This window comes from Enterococcus sp. SB12 (assembly GCF_030910025.2).
Taxonomy (GTDB): domain Bacteria; phylum Bacillota; class Bacilli; order Lactobacillales; family Enterococcaceae; genus Enterococcus_B; species Enterococcus_B faecium.
Genome location: NZ_CP175675.1, coordinates 550,554 through 565,475, shown reverse-complemented (window position 1 = coordinate 565,475; position 14,922 = coordinate 550,554). Strand labels below are relative to the sequence as shown.

13 protein-coding genes and 4 pseudogenes are annotated in these 14,922 nt (G+C 37.8%); 3 read left to right on the top strand and 14 right to left on the bottom strand.

Annotation, left to right across the window (positions count from 1 at the left end; genetic code table 11):
• Window positions 1-77 precede the first annotated feature (77 nt).
• The 6 genes and pseudogenes from RBL01_RS02725 to RBL01_RS02700 form a co-directional block, all read right to left on the bottom strand.
• Window positions 78-1,883, bottom strand: a pseudogene (locus RBL01_RS02725) (DNA topoisomerase).
• A gap of 13 nt (window positions 1,884-1,896) precedes the next feature.
• Complete coding sequence (locus RBL01_RS02720) at window positions 1,897-2,037, bottom strand: hypothetical protein (RefSeq protein WP_002316998.1); 141 nt, start codon at window positions 2,035-2,037, stop codon at window positions 1,897-1,899.
• A gap of 13 nt (window positions 2,038-2,050) precedes the next feature.
• The gene (locus RBL01_RS02715; protein ID WP_002311030.1) at window positions 2,051-2,245 is read right to left on the bottom strand and encodes a hypothetical protein; all 195 of its coding nucleotides are present in this window, start codon (window positions 2,243-2,245) and stop codon (window positions 2,051-2,053) included.
• Window positions 2,246-2,288: 43 nt separating this feature from the next.
• Window positions 2,289-3,638: a primase C-terminal domain-containing protein gene (locus RBL01_RS02710; protein WP_063285975.1), complete on the bottom strand. Its 1,350-nt coding sequence runs from the start codon at window positions 3,636-3,638 to the stop codon at window positions 2,289-2,291.
• A 517-nt stretch (window positions 3,639-4,155) separates the two neighbouring features.
• Window positions 4,156-4,347, bottom strand: coding sequence for a hypothetical protein (locus tag RBL01_RS02705; protein ID WP_002314345.1), 192 nt, complete (start codon window positions 4,345-4,347; stop codon window positions 4,156-4,158).
• A gap of 218 nt (window positions 4,348-4,565) precedes the next feature.
• Complete coding sequence (locus RBL01_RS02700; RefSeq protein WP_002341366.1) at window positions 4,566-4,802, bottom strand: hypothetical protein; 237 nt, start codon at window positions 4,800-4,802, stop codon at window positions 4,566-4,568.
• A gap of 72 nt (window positions 4,803-4,874) precedes the next feature.
• On the opposite strand from RBL01_RS02700, the pseudogene RBL01_RS02695 reads away from it, so the two are divergent.
• Window positions 4,875-5,189, top strand: a pseudogene (locus tag RBL01_RS02695) (transposase); the annotation flags it as partial.
• Window positions 5,190-5,369: 180 nt separating this feature from the next.
• Here the strand turns inward: RBL01_RS02695 and clpL are convergent.
• Window positions 5,370-7,484 carry an ATP-dependent protease ClpL gene (gene clpL / locus RBL01_RS02690; RefSeq protein WP_410779638.1) on the bottom strand — a complete coding sequence of 705 codons (2,115 nt, stop codon included), beginning with the start codon at window positions 7,482-7,484 and terminating at the stop codon, window positions 5,370-5,372.
• A gap of 236 nt (window positions 7,485-7,720) precedes the next feature.
• The gene (locus tag RBL01_RS02685; RefSeq protein ID WP_071243184.1) at window positions 7,721-7,957 is read right to left on the bottom strand and encodes a helix-turn-helix transcriptional regulator; all 237 of its coding nucleotides are present in this window, start codon (window positions 7,955-7,957) and stop codon (window positions 7,721-7,723) included.
• Between RBL01_RS02685 and RBL01_RS02680 the strand changes: the two genes are divergently transcribed.
• Together RBL01_RS02680 and RBL01_RS02675 are read left to right on the top strand one after the other, a co-directional pair.
• The gene (locus RBL01_RS02680) at window positions 7,920-8,423 is read left to right on the top strand and encodes a LexA family protein (RefSeq protein WP_002342445.1); all 504 of its coding nucleotides are present in this window, start codon (window positions 7,920-7,922) and stop codon (window positions 8,421-8,423) included. The genes RBL01_RS02685 and RBL01_RS02680 overlap by 38 nt on opposite strands.
• Before the next feature lie 80 nt (window positions 8,424-8,503).
• Window positions 8,504-8,770, top strand: a pseudogene (locus RBL01_RS02675) (DNA polymerase III subunit epsilon); the annotation flags it as partial.
• 355 nt (window positions 8,771-9,125) lie between these two features.
• Here RBL01_RS02675 and RBL01_RS02670 read toward each other — a convergent pair.
• The 6 genes and pseudogenes from RBL01_RS02670 to lacD all read right to left on the bottom strand — a co-directional run bounded on the left by RBL01_RS02670 (window position 9,126) and on the right by lacD (window position 14,921).
• On the bottom strand, window positions 9,126-10,025 hold the full coding sequence (locus RBL01_RS02670) for an aldose 1-epimerase family protein (RefSeq protein ID WP_010718299.1): 900 nt from the start codon (window positions 10,023-10,025) through the stop codon (window positions 9,126-9,128).
• Between the two features lie 20 nt (window positions 10,026-10,045).
• A pseudogene (locus tag RBL01_RS02665) lies at window positions 10,046-10,319 on the bottom strand (DUF3884 family protein).
• Between the two features lie 22 nt (window positions 10,320-10,341).
• Entirely contained in the window at window positions 10,342-11,748 is a 1,407-nt protein-coding gene (gene lacG / locus RBL01_RS02660; RefSeq protein WP_010718300.1) for a 6-phospho-beta-galactosidase, read from the bottom strand.
• Window positions 11,749-11,889: 141 nt separating this feature from the next.
• Window positions 11,890-13,596 carry a lactose-specific PTS transporter subunit EIIC gene (locus tag RBL01_RS02655; RefSeq protein ID WP_002343085.1) on the bottom strand — a complete coding sequence of 569 codons (1,707 nt, stop codon included), beginning with the start codon at window positions 13,594-13,596 and terminating at the stop codon, window positions 11,890-11,892.
• Window positions 13,596-13,913 (bottom strand): PTS lactose/cellobiose transporter subunit IIA, encoded by a 318-nt coding sequence (locus tag RBL01_RS02650; RefSeq protein ID WP_002290550.1) that lies wholly within the window; start codon window positions 13,911-13,913, stop codon window positions 13,596-13,598. The genes RBL01_RS02655 and RBL01_RS02650 overlap by 1 nt, the downstream gene beginning before the upstream one ends.
• Before the next feature lie 27 nt (window positions 13,914-13,940).
• Window positions 13,941-14,921, bottom strand: a complete 981-nt coding sequence (gene lacD / locus RBL01_RS02645) for a tagatose-bisphosphate aldolase (protein WP_002290551.1) — start codon at window positions 14,919-14,921, stop codon at window positions 13,941-13,943.
• Window position 14,922: the final 1 nt, after the last annotated feature.

Genomic DNA, 14,922 nt, shown 5'->3' with positions numbered 1-14,922 from the left:
TTACAACTGGGTGACTGAGACGATTTTGGGGGCTTGCCCCTTTTTTCCAAAAGGGGCAAGGTCTAGATCTTGTGTTTTTATTTTTTTGGAAATTCAAAAGCTAATTTCATTTCGTCATTCAGTGTTAACTTTGCCGAGAAATTGCTTCCTTTTTTACTTTTGAACCCTTTGATTAAACTCGTTTCTCTTTTGCTTAATAAATCTTGGACATTTTTCTTTGTGAGTGCTTTTTGGCTCCATCTTTTAGGAAGCGTAAATTTGCAACCGTCTTTGTAGCCCGAACAGCCATAAAATTTTCCTTTGTCTACTACGCTGTTTTGACATTTCGGACACGTACCCATCACATTTTCTTGTTCCATATGACCGGCTACATCTGCAATGTTTTCTTTTTTGTCTTGGAAGTTTTGTGGCACTTTTTCAATGAGGTGCTGCACAAACCGCTCGATACTGTCTAAAAAAGCTTCTTGTGTGCCTTGTTGGCTTCGGATCTTTTTCAAATAGCGTTCCCATTGGGCAGTCATGCCGGCATTGGCGATTTCGTCCTCTGCAATTATGCGGCACAACAATTCGCCTTTTTCTGTCACATAGATTTTACTCTTACTGATCGTGATGTAGTCCTGTTTCTTCAAGGTTTCAATGATACTGGCTCTAGTGGCCTCGGTTCCAATCCCTTCGGTTTCTTTAAGAATGTCTTTGCTGTCTTTATCGTCCATTGCCCGTCCGACATGTTTCATGGCGGTTAGCAGTGTGCCCTCTGTATAGTAATTGGGTGGTTGGGTTTTCCCTTCCTTTGTTTCAAGGGCGAAAGCCACTGAATCATTGACGGTTACTTCTGGTAAAAGTGGGTCGTCCTTGTCTTTTTCTTCCTGTTTATATAGTCGTTTCCATCCACGCTCTTTTTCTGTCTTCCCTTTTGATTGGAACAGAACCTGATTGATCGCTGTATCAATGGTCGTTTCGTCATAGATATACGGCTTTTTAAAAATTGCGAGGGTACGATACAAGACCAGAAGATAAATGTTTTTTTCGTCTTTCGTTACATCACTGAGCTTCGGCAATGTCTTCGTTGAAATAATCGCATAGTGTTCTTGTACTTTGCTTCCATCTACATACCGTTTATTTTCGTTTAGCTGCGGTTCGGAAATGCCCACTCCTGCTAGTTCGAGATACCGACTGAGGTTGCTTTTCAGGTAGTCAAATTCGGGGCTACCAATATAATTGGTATCGCTTCTTGGATAAGAAAGCACCTTTTTTTCATAGAGTTTTTGAGCGATCGAAAGCGTTTTTTCGGCACTGTACTTAAAGCGTTTGTTCGCGAAAGATTGTAAATCAGACAAGCTAAAGAGTTTCGGCGCATACTACCGTTTTTCTTCCACTTTGACATTTGTTACTTCGGCATTCTCCGCTTGCTCTAGCTGATTGGTTTCTTTGAACCCGTCAAGGTTTTCGAGTGTATCAAACCGCTCTTTGTATTTCCCTTTGTACTTACCATTCGAGTGTGTGAAAGTGGCATACAACTCATAAAATAGCTTGCTGACGAAATGTTTGATTTCTTCGTTGCGTTGGTAAATCAAGAACAAAGTCGGGGTTTGGACGCGTCCAACGCTAAACACGCCTCTCATGCCGTTTTTCTGCATATAAAGCGTGTAAAGACGGGTGAGATTGATTCCTACCAGCCAATCAGCGATTTGTCGGGTTTCTGCTTCTTTGTAAGTGGAATAAAACGCCTGTCCGTCCTTCAGATTTTGAAATCCTTTTTTGATTTCGCTAGTTTCAAGCGAGTTGATCCATAAACGTTTAATGGTTTTCCGGCTATTTCCCGAAAGATTGATAATCAAGCGGGCGATTGCTTCACCTTCTCGGTCGCTGTCGGTCGCAATCACGATTGTTTCCGCTTCATCTAAATGCTTTTTGACGATCTTGTATACCTGTCAATACGGATTGAACTGTTGTTAATGCTCCGGAAATTCTTCCTTGAATATCTCCTGCAGCTGCACCTAAATATAAAGTTTGGAAATTATTTTGTAGAAAATTCATAGCTCATTCTCCTTTATTTTTCTTCTTCTCTTTGTAAAGCTATCGTTTGTTCTTGCTTTTGTTCTCTATGTTGGTCTTGCTGTTTTTTAAGCTGTTGAGCCAATTCCTCTTTATCATCTTTATATGGAGTGAGTCGTTTCAACTTATCGCTTTGAAATGTACCGATAAAATATTTTTTATCTCCGTTTTCGTCTTCTCTTTCAAACACGTATCATAGATATAAATGTAATGGCATAGTGCGGGTTTTATTTTCAGCCTGTATCGTAGCTAAACAAATCGAGTTGTGTGTCCGTTTTGGGGCGTTCTGCTAGCTTGTTTAAAGTCTCTTGAATGAATGTATGCTCTAAGTCAAAAGAATTTGTCAGCGCCTTTATATAGCTTTCTTTTTCTTCTTTTTTTACTTTAATGATCGATAGCAACAATGATTTAACACTAGCAAGTTGAATACCACCATTTCTTCCTGATTTAATCTTAAAGAAAATTTCCTGGTTCGCTTTCAGTACCTTCAGCAATTTATCTAATGTCCGCTCAGGAATGCCTAGCGTTTCTCTAATCTCTTTTTTAGTCGTCACCAAATAAGGCTTGTATACATCGCTTTTTTCGCTAATATAAGCCATTAAATCTTTTTTCCATTCTGACAAATGAACACGTTGACGTTCGCTTCTTTTTTTCTTGAATTTAAACCACCCTTGACGGACAAATAAATCTTTACTGGTTAAATCACTTGATACCCAAGCTTTGCAAAGAATGGTAATGTATTCCCTATTAGCCCCTTGATAGTTTTCTGAATAGGCACTTCTAACAATTTTGATTACTTCTTTTTCTTCTAAGGGTTGATCTAATCGATTATTAAACTCAAACATATTATATTCGCACGTTTCGATTGAATAGCCTGAACTAAAGTAAGCTAAAGAGAGGGTAAACATAACGCTATTGCGCCCTACTAAACCCTTTTCTCCTAAAAATTTCGTTTCGTGCAATAAGAGATTAAACCAGGGTTCATCTACTTGTTTTTTGCCTTTTGTACCGCTTAAAACCGTTAGACTTGAACGAGTAAAGCCCTTATTATCTGTTTGTTTGAAAGACCAATCTTGCCATTCTTTGAAAGAATAACGGTAATTGGGATCAAAAAATTCTACATTGTCCGTTCTTGGTATGCGAGCAGTCCCAAAATGATTGCACGTTAGATCAACTGGCAAAGACTTTCCAAAATATTCTCGGATATTTTGCGAGATTATTTTGGCTGCTTTGACAGATTTAAATTCTGATTTTGAAGTCACATAGACTGGAGTTTCTAAAACAAAATATGCTTGATAACCTTTATCAGATTTGATAATCATAGTAGGCATAAAACCTAAATCAATAGCTGTTGTTAAAATATCACTTGCTGAAATAGTTTCTTTTGCCGTGTGAATATCAAAATCAATAAAGAATGTATTGATTTGTCTTAAATTATTTTCAGAATGCCCTTTAGTATATGAGCGATTTTCGTCTGCATATGTTCCATAACGATAAACGTTGGGTGTCCAATGCGTAAATGTATCTTTGTTTTCGTGAATCGCTTCTTCGGAAGTCAGAACAACGCCACGTCCGCCAATCATGCTTGATTTTGAGCGATACGCAAAGATAGCCCCTTTGCTTTTACCTGGCTTGGTAGTGATTGACCGACTGTGCGTGCGGATGTAAAGTATTTAATTCAACCTATATAGTATAAGAAAGTTTAAACTTTACATATATTTTTCTTGTACAAGGATTAGTTCTTCTTGTCTATGATAAAATTTATTAAACAGTTTGAAAGTAAAAACTATTCAAAGAAAGTGGGCGATAACAATGGGATTTTGGTATTTTTTAACGTTAGCTGTCGGTATAACTTTGTTGATCATAAGTGTTTCAAATAAAGAAGTATCTAGATCAACCAAATTCGTAATAGCCTGTTTTGTTTTAGGGATCTTGTTAGTCATAGGTAGTCTACTTTTATTTTTACCAGGCAGCTCTTCGATTATTGAGCAACTACTTCAACTAAATTAGCTTCGTTATTAAAAGCCGACTTTCTAAAAAAAGAAAATCGGTTTTTATTTGTACTGGTCGAAAAAATTTTTTCTACGGCTGATTTTGACTTTATTTTAGATCCAGCTGAACGATCAGCGGCTCCCCTTCTTGCGTTGCTTCATCCAACATTAAAGAATAAACATCGGCATCCTCTTTCGTGATACGTACCTGTTGCGCACTCATTTCGCCAGCACCCACTTCTTGAATACGCATCATTTGGTTCTCTGGATCCACGCTATTGATAAAGTAATAATTTTCCATGACTTTCCTCTTTCTCCTAATTGAATAGGTCTGACTCTTGACTCATTTTTGCTTGTTCGATTTCACGCTGCAGCTTTTCAAAAGCTACTTTATTTTTGAATTGATCAAATTCATTGCTCGTCACCCGTTCCAGGTGTTTGACTTGATTTGTGACCGACCGACGATACTTTACCGATGATCGATAGAAATAAAGTAAGAGACTTTTTCGAAAATAGCCATCATCTATTCCACTTTTTTAATTTGGTATTTGTTGCGATTAGCTCATAATGATCGATTATATTGGAATAACTGACGTGATCGGATGCTACATAAACAAGGACTTGATTTGAATCCAATCCTTCATATTTGAGATCAAAAACGACGAAATAGGTTTGATCATCGTTCGTATAAACACTTAGATCTTCTATGCTAATTTTGGCATCTTCAAGGTCCATATCCCCAATCGATTGCGTCATTTCCTAGTTATATTCATCAGTAATCAACTTCATTTCGTTCAGAAGTCCCACTAAATGTCATGCCAGGTACGAAAATTGAATGACTTCGCCAACAACTGGCATCAGACCTATCCCAAGTTAATCAAAAATCTGCTTAAAATGCCGAATCTGCTCACTTTCATGGATTTCCCACCAGCTATTCGCGGTTCATTGTATTCAACCAACTTCATTGAGAACTTTAACAAACATCTCAAACGCAACACCAACCACAAAGAACAATTTCCAACGGAAGATTCACTGGATCGATTCCTGGTTTCTCAGTTTAATGTCTACAACGAGAAGTCTATGAAGCGAATCCATCGCGGATTCAAAGGACTTCAGGACACCCTGGAATCATCCTTTATTTAAATTAACTACATATTATATGTACGGAGGCATTTCATTTACACAAGATTCTTGACGCTACCCATATTACTCAATAGATTAATATCAAATGGTGAAAATCAACGAAAAAAGGAGATCTATCAAGCAATCTCCTTCCCAATAAATCTCCTCTTATATAAAGTTATTTATGAACACTGATTTAAGCTAAGCTGCCGATATCACAATCTCAGCATCCACTAAATCAGCCTTCAAGTTTTTGACATCTAAGTGGTCAAGGTAGAAATCCGTTACCTTATCACGAATTTGTCGTTCAATTACTCGCCGTAATGGCCGCGCACCCATTGCTTCATCATAGCCTTGTTCCATCAGCCAATCTTTAGCCGCTTTAGTTACCTCAAGTTTGATGGATTTTTTGGCTAAAGTTTTTTGTACATCCGCCAACATCAAATCGACAATTTGACTTAAGTCTTGCTTAGTCAGATGTGAAAATTCCACGATTCCATTAAAACGGTTCAGAAATTCTGGGCGGAAAAATGGTGCTAACTTATCCATTAATGACTGATCTCGTTGCTTGTCACCACTTAATGCTTCATTACCAAAGCCAGCATTAGAAGTAGCAATAATAATCGTATTTTTGAAATTAATGACATTGCCTTGTCCATCCGTTAAGCGCCCATCATCCATCACTTGTAACAGTAACGTTAATACTTGTGGATCAGCCTTTTCAATTTCATCTAATAATACAATGGAATATGGATTACGCCGAACCCGTTCAGTTAGAGTATTAGCATTATCTTCATAGCCTACGTATCCAGCCGAGGTACCAATTAATTTCGACACAGCTGTACGATCAGCATATTCACTCATATCTAGCCGAATAATCGCATTTTCATTTCCAAACATATCTAAGGCTAATTGCTTAGCTAATTCAGTCTTTCCTACGCCAGTTGGGCCCACAAACAGAAAACTTCCAATCGGCTGATCACCCTCTGAAAAGCCCGCACGGTTACGCCGAATTGCTTTTGCTACCATTTCAACCGCTTCATCTTGACCGATTACCTTACTTTTCAGACGCTTATCAAGATTTTTCAAGCGCTCAATATCATTAGCGCCCATATCAGAAACTGGTATACCAGTTAAACGTTCAACCGATTGTGCCACATCATCAATCGTGGCAGTGATTTTTTCTTTTTGATCCGTTTCTTTAATTTTTTGCTTGGTTTCCTCGATCGACTTCTTGATATCAGCGGCTTTTGTAAAGTCCTCCGCTTTAATGGCGGCCTCCTTAGCTTCCTCTAATTTTTTAAGGCGTTGATCCAATGTCTCAACATCAGTTTGCGAATTTTTAGCCGCTAAATGAGCCGCAGTCATGTCGATCAAATCGATAGCTTTATCTGGCAAAGTGCGTTGTGGTATATATTGGATTGAATAATCCACAGCCGCCTTCAAAACATCATCTGGTAATACAACATGATGATGTTTTTCGTACAGCTCTTTAACACCTTGTAATATACGTAAAGTGTCAGCGGCCGTCGGTTCATTAATCACAACATCATTGAATCGCCGTGCCAAAGCCGCATTTTTCAAAATAGTATTGCGATATTCATCTTGAGTCGTAGCCCCGATTACACTCAGCTCGCCACGTGACAAAGCAGGTTTAATGATATCAGCCAATCCTTTGCCACCATCTTCACCACCAGTGGCACCCGTGCCGAGAATCTGATGAATTTCATCGAAGAATAGAATAATATTACCAGCTGCTTTAACTTCCTCTACCAGCTGTTTAATATTTTCTTCAAAAGAACCGCGATATTGAGTTCCCGCTTCCAAAGACGATAAATCAATCGAATAGATTTCTTTATCTTGAATCGTTTCTGGAACTTTACCAGCCACAATTGCTTGTGCCAGACCTTCGACGACTGCAGTTTTACCTACACCGGCATCACCAACTAAGATTGCATTATTTTTCGTTCTACGACTCAAAATTTCTGCAGTTTCTTGAATCTCTTTCTCACGTCCAATCACTGGATCTAGTAATCCATCACGAGCCTGTTCCGTCAAATTAGTCCCTAACTTTTCTAAAATTCCTCCTTTTTTAACAGCCTGTTTACCATCTTTAGATACTTCTATTGTTTTATTATTTTGGGGTAGCTTACCAGTTGCTCGGTATTGAGCAAACTCATCCGGTGTCAACGATTGTCCATTAACTAAATACCGTGCACGCTCCGAATTTTGATTATTCATGCGCCGAAATAATTGATTGAAAACATCATCCATATCATTGTTGAAAAAAGGATCATTTCCGTAGAAATTTGCCATATTACCACACCTCCATAAAAATTTATATGTGTAACTTAGTGACCATAATATCCTTTAAAACTACAACTGAATTGTATCACAATTTTTATGTATCGCTAAGTAAAGTGCTTATAGAATCAATTAGAAATAATTAGGATAATTTTGTTTAAACAATAGTAAAGAAGTGTTAAGCGTATCAGACTAAGACTTTGCTTTTTCGTGGGCTTCGATTGCCAGAACGTCCTTTGAAACTTCGTTCAATTCTTTACCTCATTTCTTTTATTATTTATGATACAGATTAAAGCGTACTCTTTGCCCAAAAAAATATTGTTAATAGGAACTTGATACAGATTAGACAGCTCATTTAAAAGAGAAAATGGAATATCAGAACTATCTTTTTCATATTTGGACAACGTTTGAAAATGCACATCAGCAGCTTTAGCGGCTTCTTTGCTAGTGAATCCAGCATTAACGCGCGCTGCCTTTAACGACATAGCAGATTATTTTGGCGTATTGAAGTCTACGATTGATCCGCGGTATGGCGAGATACCGAAAAATTTAATACCTGTTAAAAAATATAGACAGATTCCTGTTTTGGGAGAAATTGCTTGTGGAGATCCTATTTTAGCTGAAGAAAATATTGAAGAATATAGAGAAGAGATAGACGAAAACTTGCCCACTGGTGAAGTCTTTTATTTAAAAATCAAAGGTAATAGCATGGTTCCTACAATCCCTTCTGATAGTTACGTGTTGATTCGAAGACAACCAGTTGTGGAAGATGGAGAAATTGCACCAGTTATAGTAAACGGCGACTCTGAAGCGACTCTCAAAAGAGTTAAACATGTTAATGATGTTGTAATGCTAATGCCCGATAATAATGATTATCATCCTTATATCATTGATGAAAATAATCCAGCAAGAATTTTGGGTAAAGCGGTAAAAGTAAGTTTTGACCTATAAAAAATACCCCATTCGCAGTTGGAGCTGCGGCTAGGGTTCTCATTTCTGAGACTGTGTATATTATTATATCAGAGATGGGGATGAAAAATGAAAATATTGTACGAATATTATTACTTTCAATAGGCGCTTTTCTTGTATTTATAGGTTTATTTGGTGGAATCATAGCAAGTGGAGATTTTTTATCAGGTGGATTTTCTGTCGTGGTAGGAATTCTTTTCTTGAGTTTTTCTCATAAAATGAAAGAAATCATCAAAGAACAAACGATAGAAAAAAATGAAGATGCTACTATTCAAAACCCTGATAAAGAAAACGTTATCGAAAACAAAATAGATAGAAATAAACTAGTGATTCAGATTATGCTGAATCATTAGTTTATTTCTATTTTTTATATAGATTTTTGTTGAATTTTTTTTAGTATGTCAGTTATTTCTCCTTTCAAATCATCTATTTCACCCTAATACATAGCAATTTTAACTATACATTCAACAACTTTCTGATTTTCCACTTTTAGCGATTAAACATTTAGCTTGAGGAAAACATATGTTGCTAAAATGCTGAAGCTTTTCGTCACCCACTACAGTTGACATAGACCCACAAAAAACTTAAAAACCTTGCGATGTAAGACTGGCACGGAGAAGACCAATCTATCATCACAAGGTAAGAGTATTCAAATCTTATTGAAGACTCAAATAATAACAAATTTTAATTAAGGATAGTAATATCATAGATTTTTCTAGAAGTTTCTTGAGGTGAAATTTTCGTTACCTGTCTTTTATCTTCTAAGAAATTACCTTCTTCAAGTGAAGTGGAGAGACCACTCCAAGGTTCCAAAGCAATGAATGGACTTTTATTAGTTGTAGACCACAGAATCAAGTTCGGAAAATCATCAAAATCTACTCGAAGACCTTTACCAGACTTCCTTGACCGAAGCGTTACGCTACGAGACTTGAGCTGTTCAAGTGTAATGGCATCATGGGAAAAAAGTGAGTAGTCCAAATCGAGAATCTTTTGATTTTCCAAAAAAGGTGTCCGATCTTGCAAATCTAATAATCCTGTCTCAGGAAAACTCTTTGGTATCGAGCAAGACTCAACCTCACTAAATTCAATATAATAATCCTCATAGTTTTCACCTTCTACTAAAGGACAATTGAATGCTGGATGGGCTCCAATAAAGTAAGGCATTGTTTTTTCCATTTCCAAGTTCGTTACCTGAAATTCGGTTCTAATTGATTTACCATTCAAGGTATAAACAACTCTCAGTTCAAACTGATATAGGTAATTATCAAGCATCTCAGCATTTGGTTTAATACTAAAGGTCACGCTATTATCATTGACTTCTTCCAGAATAAATTCTTCTTTTCGAACAAAACCATGTCTACGAATAAGACCTGTAAAAAAAGGTCTTTCTTGAGGTCTATAAATAGCCCAATCATTTCGTAAACTACCACAGATAGGAAATAGAATAGGCGCCTGTCCATTCCAATAATTTGGATCAGCTTGCCAGAGATACTCTATCCCATCCTTGTCTTTAATCGAAGTCAGTTGACCACCAAGTGTTTTAAACTGAACAGTAAGATACTCGTTTTTTAATTCGATAGTCACAACTAATTCCTTTCTTTTTATTATTGGAAAGGCAAATAATTTACCTCGAAGTGAATAGTCTCACGTATTTCTACATCGAGTGATTGTAAAAATTCCCATTCAAATGCTGATAACTCTAAATCAGAATGGCAAATCCACTCTTTTCTAGTTAAAACATACCATTTACCACATTTTAGCAACGGGGGTAGCTTCAAGCTCAGGAATCATAGGACAATCTTCGAAACTAACAATATATACCTTTTCAAAGCCTGGTCTAAATAAGTGTTGTACTTTTTCTAAAGTATCGGATAACAATTTTTTACATTTTCAAGTAATATTACTCTATCACTTGAGTTTCTGCTACTTTCTTATACCAATGAGCTGATTTCTTAGGATAGCGTTCTTGCGTGTCAAAGTCTACATAGAATAGTCCATAACGTTTTTCGTATCCGTTTGACCATGAGAAGACATCCATAAGTGACCAGATGAAGTAACCTTTAACATTTGCACCATCCGCAATTGCGTCTGATAAAACTTCCAAGTGTTTCTTCACGTAATCAATACGACCATCATCATAAACGGTATTATCTACAAACTCATCTTTGTATCCAAGACCGTTTTCAGTGATGTAAATCTTCTTGTAGTTTGGATAATCATTTTTCACTCGCATGATTTGGTCATACAAGCCTTCAGGATAAATAATCCAGTCCCAATCCGTTCTAGGCACATAATCTGGTGCGATTCGGCGACCAACACCTTTAATCTGGTACTTAGAACTTCCTTTTTCACCCTTACCATTGTGAATGATTTCAGTCTCACCATCAAAGGCTTGCATCCAATCACTCATGTAGTAGTTGATACCAAGGAAATCGTTCAAATCTTTAGCTGCTTCAAGTGCTTGGAAGTCTTCATCACGAAGATCAAGTTCTCCACCATTTTCAGCTAGGATGTGGTTGACCCCTTCCATCGTTTTATCTGAATAGTGTCCAAGGTAGGTTGCATCCAAGATAAATTTGTTATGGATGATATCTTCTAACTCAGCGGCACGAACATCTGCTGGATTTTCTGGATCATAAGGGTATTTGGTTGGCAACGCATGTACTACACCAATTTCGCCTTTATAACCTTTATCTTTATACAATTTCACAGCACGTGCATGAGAAACCATCATATTGTGGTGTGATTGGAAGACTTTGGCAAGATCATATTGAATGCCTGGAGGGAATTTACCAACCAAGTATTGACCATCTCCAATTGGGCCAATTTCATTGAAAGTTGTCCAGTAGTTTACTTCTGGGAACTCTTCAAAACAGAAAGCGGCATAATCTACAAAGTGTTCTATATTTTCGCGGTTTAAGAAATCTCCATCTGAGTGAAGAACTTCTGGTGTGTCAAAGTGGTGCAAAGTCACGAATGGCTCAACATGACGTTTGTGGCACTCGGCAAAAAGATTATGGTAGAATTCAACACCTTTTTCATTTACTTCGCCATAGCCAGTTGGGAAAATACGAGACCAGGCAATTGAAATACGAATACCATTAACGCCATATTTTTCAGCTAATTCTAAATCAACAGGATATTTATGGTAAAAATCACTTGCAGGCTCTGCTGTGTACCAATAATTGTCTTCAAGATACTTATCCCATGCAACTGGGCCTTTACCATCCGTGTGAGTCGCACCTTCTGCTTGATAAGCAGCTGTAGCACCACCAAAAATAAAATCTTTAGGAAGTGTTTTAATCATAACTATAAATCCTTTCAAAAAAAGCATTTGAGACGATATTCTGAGTTCCGGAAACCAAGGAAATGAAATGCAATGATATGGTTAACAATATTATAAGGAACTGAAAGAATAATCTCGTCTCAAATAACTTTTACAAATTTATTAATCAAACTGTTGTTGAACAAATGCAAGAGCACCTTGTCCATCACGTGTCAATTTGATATATTGAGCTCCTTCAGTTTTTGCAAGTTTAATGCCCAATTTATCTGTTTCAGCCTTCATATCATCGAAGTTTGAAGCGACCTGTGGAGCCAAGATAACCAAGTCAAACTCTGGCAACATTTCACGGTGAGCACCATAACCACCCGCTGCCGCTTTGACTGGAACATTGTATTCTGCTGCTGCTTTGTTCAAGGCATTGGCAAGCAAGCCACTTGTACCTCCACCTGCACAAAGAACAAGGACATTAGTTTCTTTTGTGATATTATTGTTTGCTGCTACATCTTCTTTAGCAACGCCTGCTTTTCCAAGAACGGCATCTGCTTTAGCAGTATTGAAGTTTGCAGCTACTTTTTCTTTAAGAGCATCGTTTGTTTTACCAGAACGTTCTTCTTCAAGAATTTGTTCATCGTATACCTTAACAAATGGGTAATAAATGATAGTATCAACAACTACCAAGAGTCCGGCTAAGATAAATGATAGAACTTGGAAGTTAGTACCGAGTACAATTCCCAACGGACCAGGAGTAACCCATGGAAGGTTGGCAGAGAATGAGTTCATGTTCAATGTGTCAACAAAGAATTTAAAGATCCAAACGTTGACAATCGGAGCGAAAATGAACGGTACAAAGAAAATCGGATTCAATACGATTGGTGCACCAAATAAGATTGGCTCATTAACCCCAAAGAATGTTGGAACAACTGAGGCACGTCCGATGGCACGGTTACGTTCTGATTTACAAATCCACATGAACAAGAATGGAACAATCAATGTAGCTCCTGTTCCACCCATGGTAACAATAAACATTTGAGTACCAGAAGTAATAACTTTATCTGCATGTTGTCCAGCTTGGATAAGATGCAAGTTGGCATCGATATTGGCATAAGTGATAGCAGCGATTGCTGGTTCGACAATTGAAGGACCGTGGATACCAACAAACCAGAAGAAGGCATAAGCACCAAAGATAAGTGTAATTCCAAGGTAACCATCTGCAGCTGAGAAGAGAGGAGCAAGAAGGGTACCGATTGATTCTGCAACGGTTACACCAAGAGTTCCCTTAACAATGAGTTCAAATCCATAAAGGAGAACAACCGATACAGTGAATGGAATCAAGTCTTTAAATACTTGAGAGATATTTGGTGGAACCTCTTCAGGCATACGAATAGTAACATTATTTTTCACACAGACCTTGTAAACATTAACTGTCACAAAGGCTGCAATAAATGCTGTCAAAAGACCTTTTGTTCCCGTGAAGGCTGTCAAGAAGCCTCCTTCTTTTGCAGGCTCAGCTGCCATCAAAAGGAACCCTACCATAGACGCTAGCATCGTAGATAAGAAGTTAATCTGATTGGTCGCAGGTAGGTCACGGTTCATTGAGTCCGTCAAAGCTTTAGCGGTAGTACCACCAACAAAGAATGCTAGGATACCCATCGAATAGCTATAAGGAGTCATCAAGAAGGTCTCAATGTCTTTTGACCAGTGGAATCCCCAAGCATTTGGGACATAGGCAATAAGGATAAAGATAGATGAGAAAAGGATGACTGGCATACCAGCGATAAATCCATCACGAATAGCACGAAGATAGATGTTTCGAGAGATTTTCTCAAAGAACGGTTTCCCTTTCTCAATAAGTTCAATGAGTTTATGCATTATTTTGCTCCTCTTTTATAAAGTTCGATGAGGTGATGAATCACATCTTTTAATAAGACAGTAGTCATTAAGTGGTCCTGACCATGCATCATGGTAACGCTGTATGGAAGTTCCTCCCCAGAAGCTTCTCGAGCCAACATAGCTGTCTGAGAATTGTGAGCCTCTGCAATACAGCTTCCTGCTTCTACTACAAGACTATCTGCCTTAGCGAAATCACCATTTTCAGCCGCTTTAAGCGCTTCTAAAAGTTTAGAGCGAGCATCTCCAGCATAAGCAACAATTTCAAACCCTAAGAGAGTCATCTCTTCTCTGTTCATAACAATATCCTCCGTTTTATGTTTTTACTATACTTTATCAGTCCATGGACTAGCTGTTTTAACAAGAACTTTGTTAAGTTCATCAATATTTTCGAATCCAGTAGTACGCAACCATTCACGTGCTGCTTTTTCACCTTCTTTGATGTAAGGTTCTACAGATCCTGCCCAAGTAGCACGTCCACAAAGCACACCATTAAACTTGGCACCTGAGTCGTGAGCAAATTGCAATGTTTCTTGGAACAATTTAGCAGATACACCTGCACTTAGGTAGATGTATGGAAGGTTAGTCGCTTCTTCTTGTGCTTTAAAGAAGTCAGCAGCTTCAGCTTTACTGTAAACCACTTCACCATCAGCAAAACCTTCGACATATTTAACGTTAACTGGTACTTCTACTTTAAGAACATCAATGTTAAAGCGTGGATCAGAGAAAACTTTCATCGCTTCAATGACTTTGCGAGGTTTCACTTTTGCATATTCAACAGAACCTGCATCTGAGATTTCTTCATCATAAGCAAGGATTTCCAAGAAGAAAGGAATATCTTCAGCGACACATTCAGAACCAACACGTTCAATATAAGCTTGTTTTTGTTGGTTAAGTTCATCTGAGCTGTCTACATCATAGTAAAGCAAGAACTTAACGGCATCAGCGCCTTGCTCTTTGATACGTTTTGCAGACCAAACATCCAAGCAGTCAGGCAAACGTTTTGTACTTGATGTATCATAACCTGTTTTTTCATAGGCAAGAAGAAGACCTGCTTCTTTATCCAATGCTTTTGTTGCTGGAAGTCCATATTCAGGGTCAAGCAACATTGAAGAAGCGTATTTTGTAAGTTCATCAGCAACCAAAACCTTTAGTTCTTCCATTTGAGCTACAGTTGGTTCTGTATCTTGATACTGTGCCATCAAACGTTTCAAAGCACCACGTTGGTCAAATGCCAAAGCTGAGATAACACCGTTTTTATCTGAAATTTTTTCCAAAGATTTGCGTTTCTGTTCTGTAAGTACCATT

Bases quoted from the DNA above. Each gene is read 5' to 3' on its own strand.
- RBL01_RS02720 (WP_002316998.1), bottom strand. From the start codon at position 2,037: ATGAATTTTCTACAAAATAATTTCCAAACTTTATATTTAGGTGCAGCT.
- RBL01_RS02710 (WP_063285975.1), bottom strand. From the start codon at position 3,638: ATGATTGGCGGACGTGGCGTTGTTCTGACTTCCGAAGAAGCGATTCAC.
- RBL01_RS02705 (WP_002314345.1), bottom strand. From the start codon at position 4,347: ATGGAAAATTATTACTTTATCAATAGCGTGGATCCAGAGAACCAAATG.
- RBL01_RS02700 (WP_002341366.1), bottom strand. From the start codon at position 4,802: ATGACGCAATCGATTGGGGATATGGACCTTGAAGATGCCAAAATTAGC.
- clpL (WP_410779638.1), bottom strand. From the start codon at position 7,484: ATGGCAAATTTCTACGGAAATGATCCTTTTTTCAACAATGATATGGAT.
- RBL01_RS02685 (WP_071243184.1), bottom strand. From the start codon at position 7,957: ATGTCGTTAAAGGCAGCGCGCGTTAATGCTGGATTCACTAGCAAAGAA.
- lacG (WP_010718300.1), bottom strand. From the start codon at position 11,748: ATGATTAAAACACTTCCTAAAGATTTTATTTTTGGTGGTGCTACAGCT.
- RBL01_RS02655 (WP_002343085.1), bottom strand. From the start codon at position 13,596: ATGCATAAACTCATTGAACTTATTGAGAAAGGGAAACCGTTCTTTGAG.
- RBL01_RS02650 (WP_002290550.1), bottom strand. From the start codon at position 13,913: ATGAACAGAGAAGAGATGACTCTCTTAGGGTTTGAAATTGTTGCTTAT.
- lacD (WP_002290551.1), bottom strand. From the start codon at position 14,921: ATGGTACTTACAGAACAGAAACGCAAATCTTTGGAAAAAATTTCAGAT.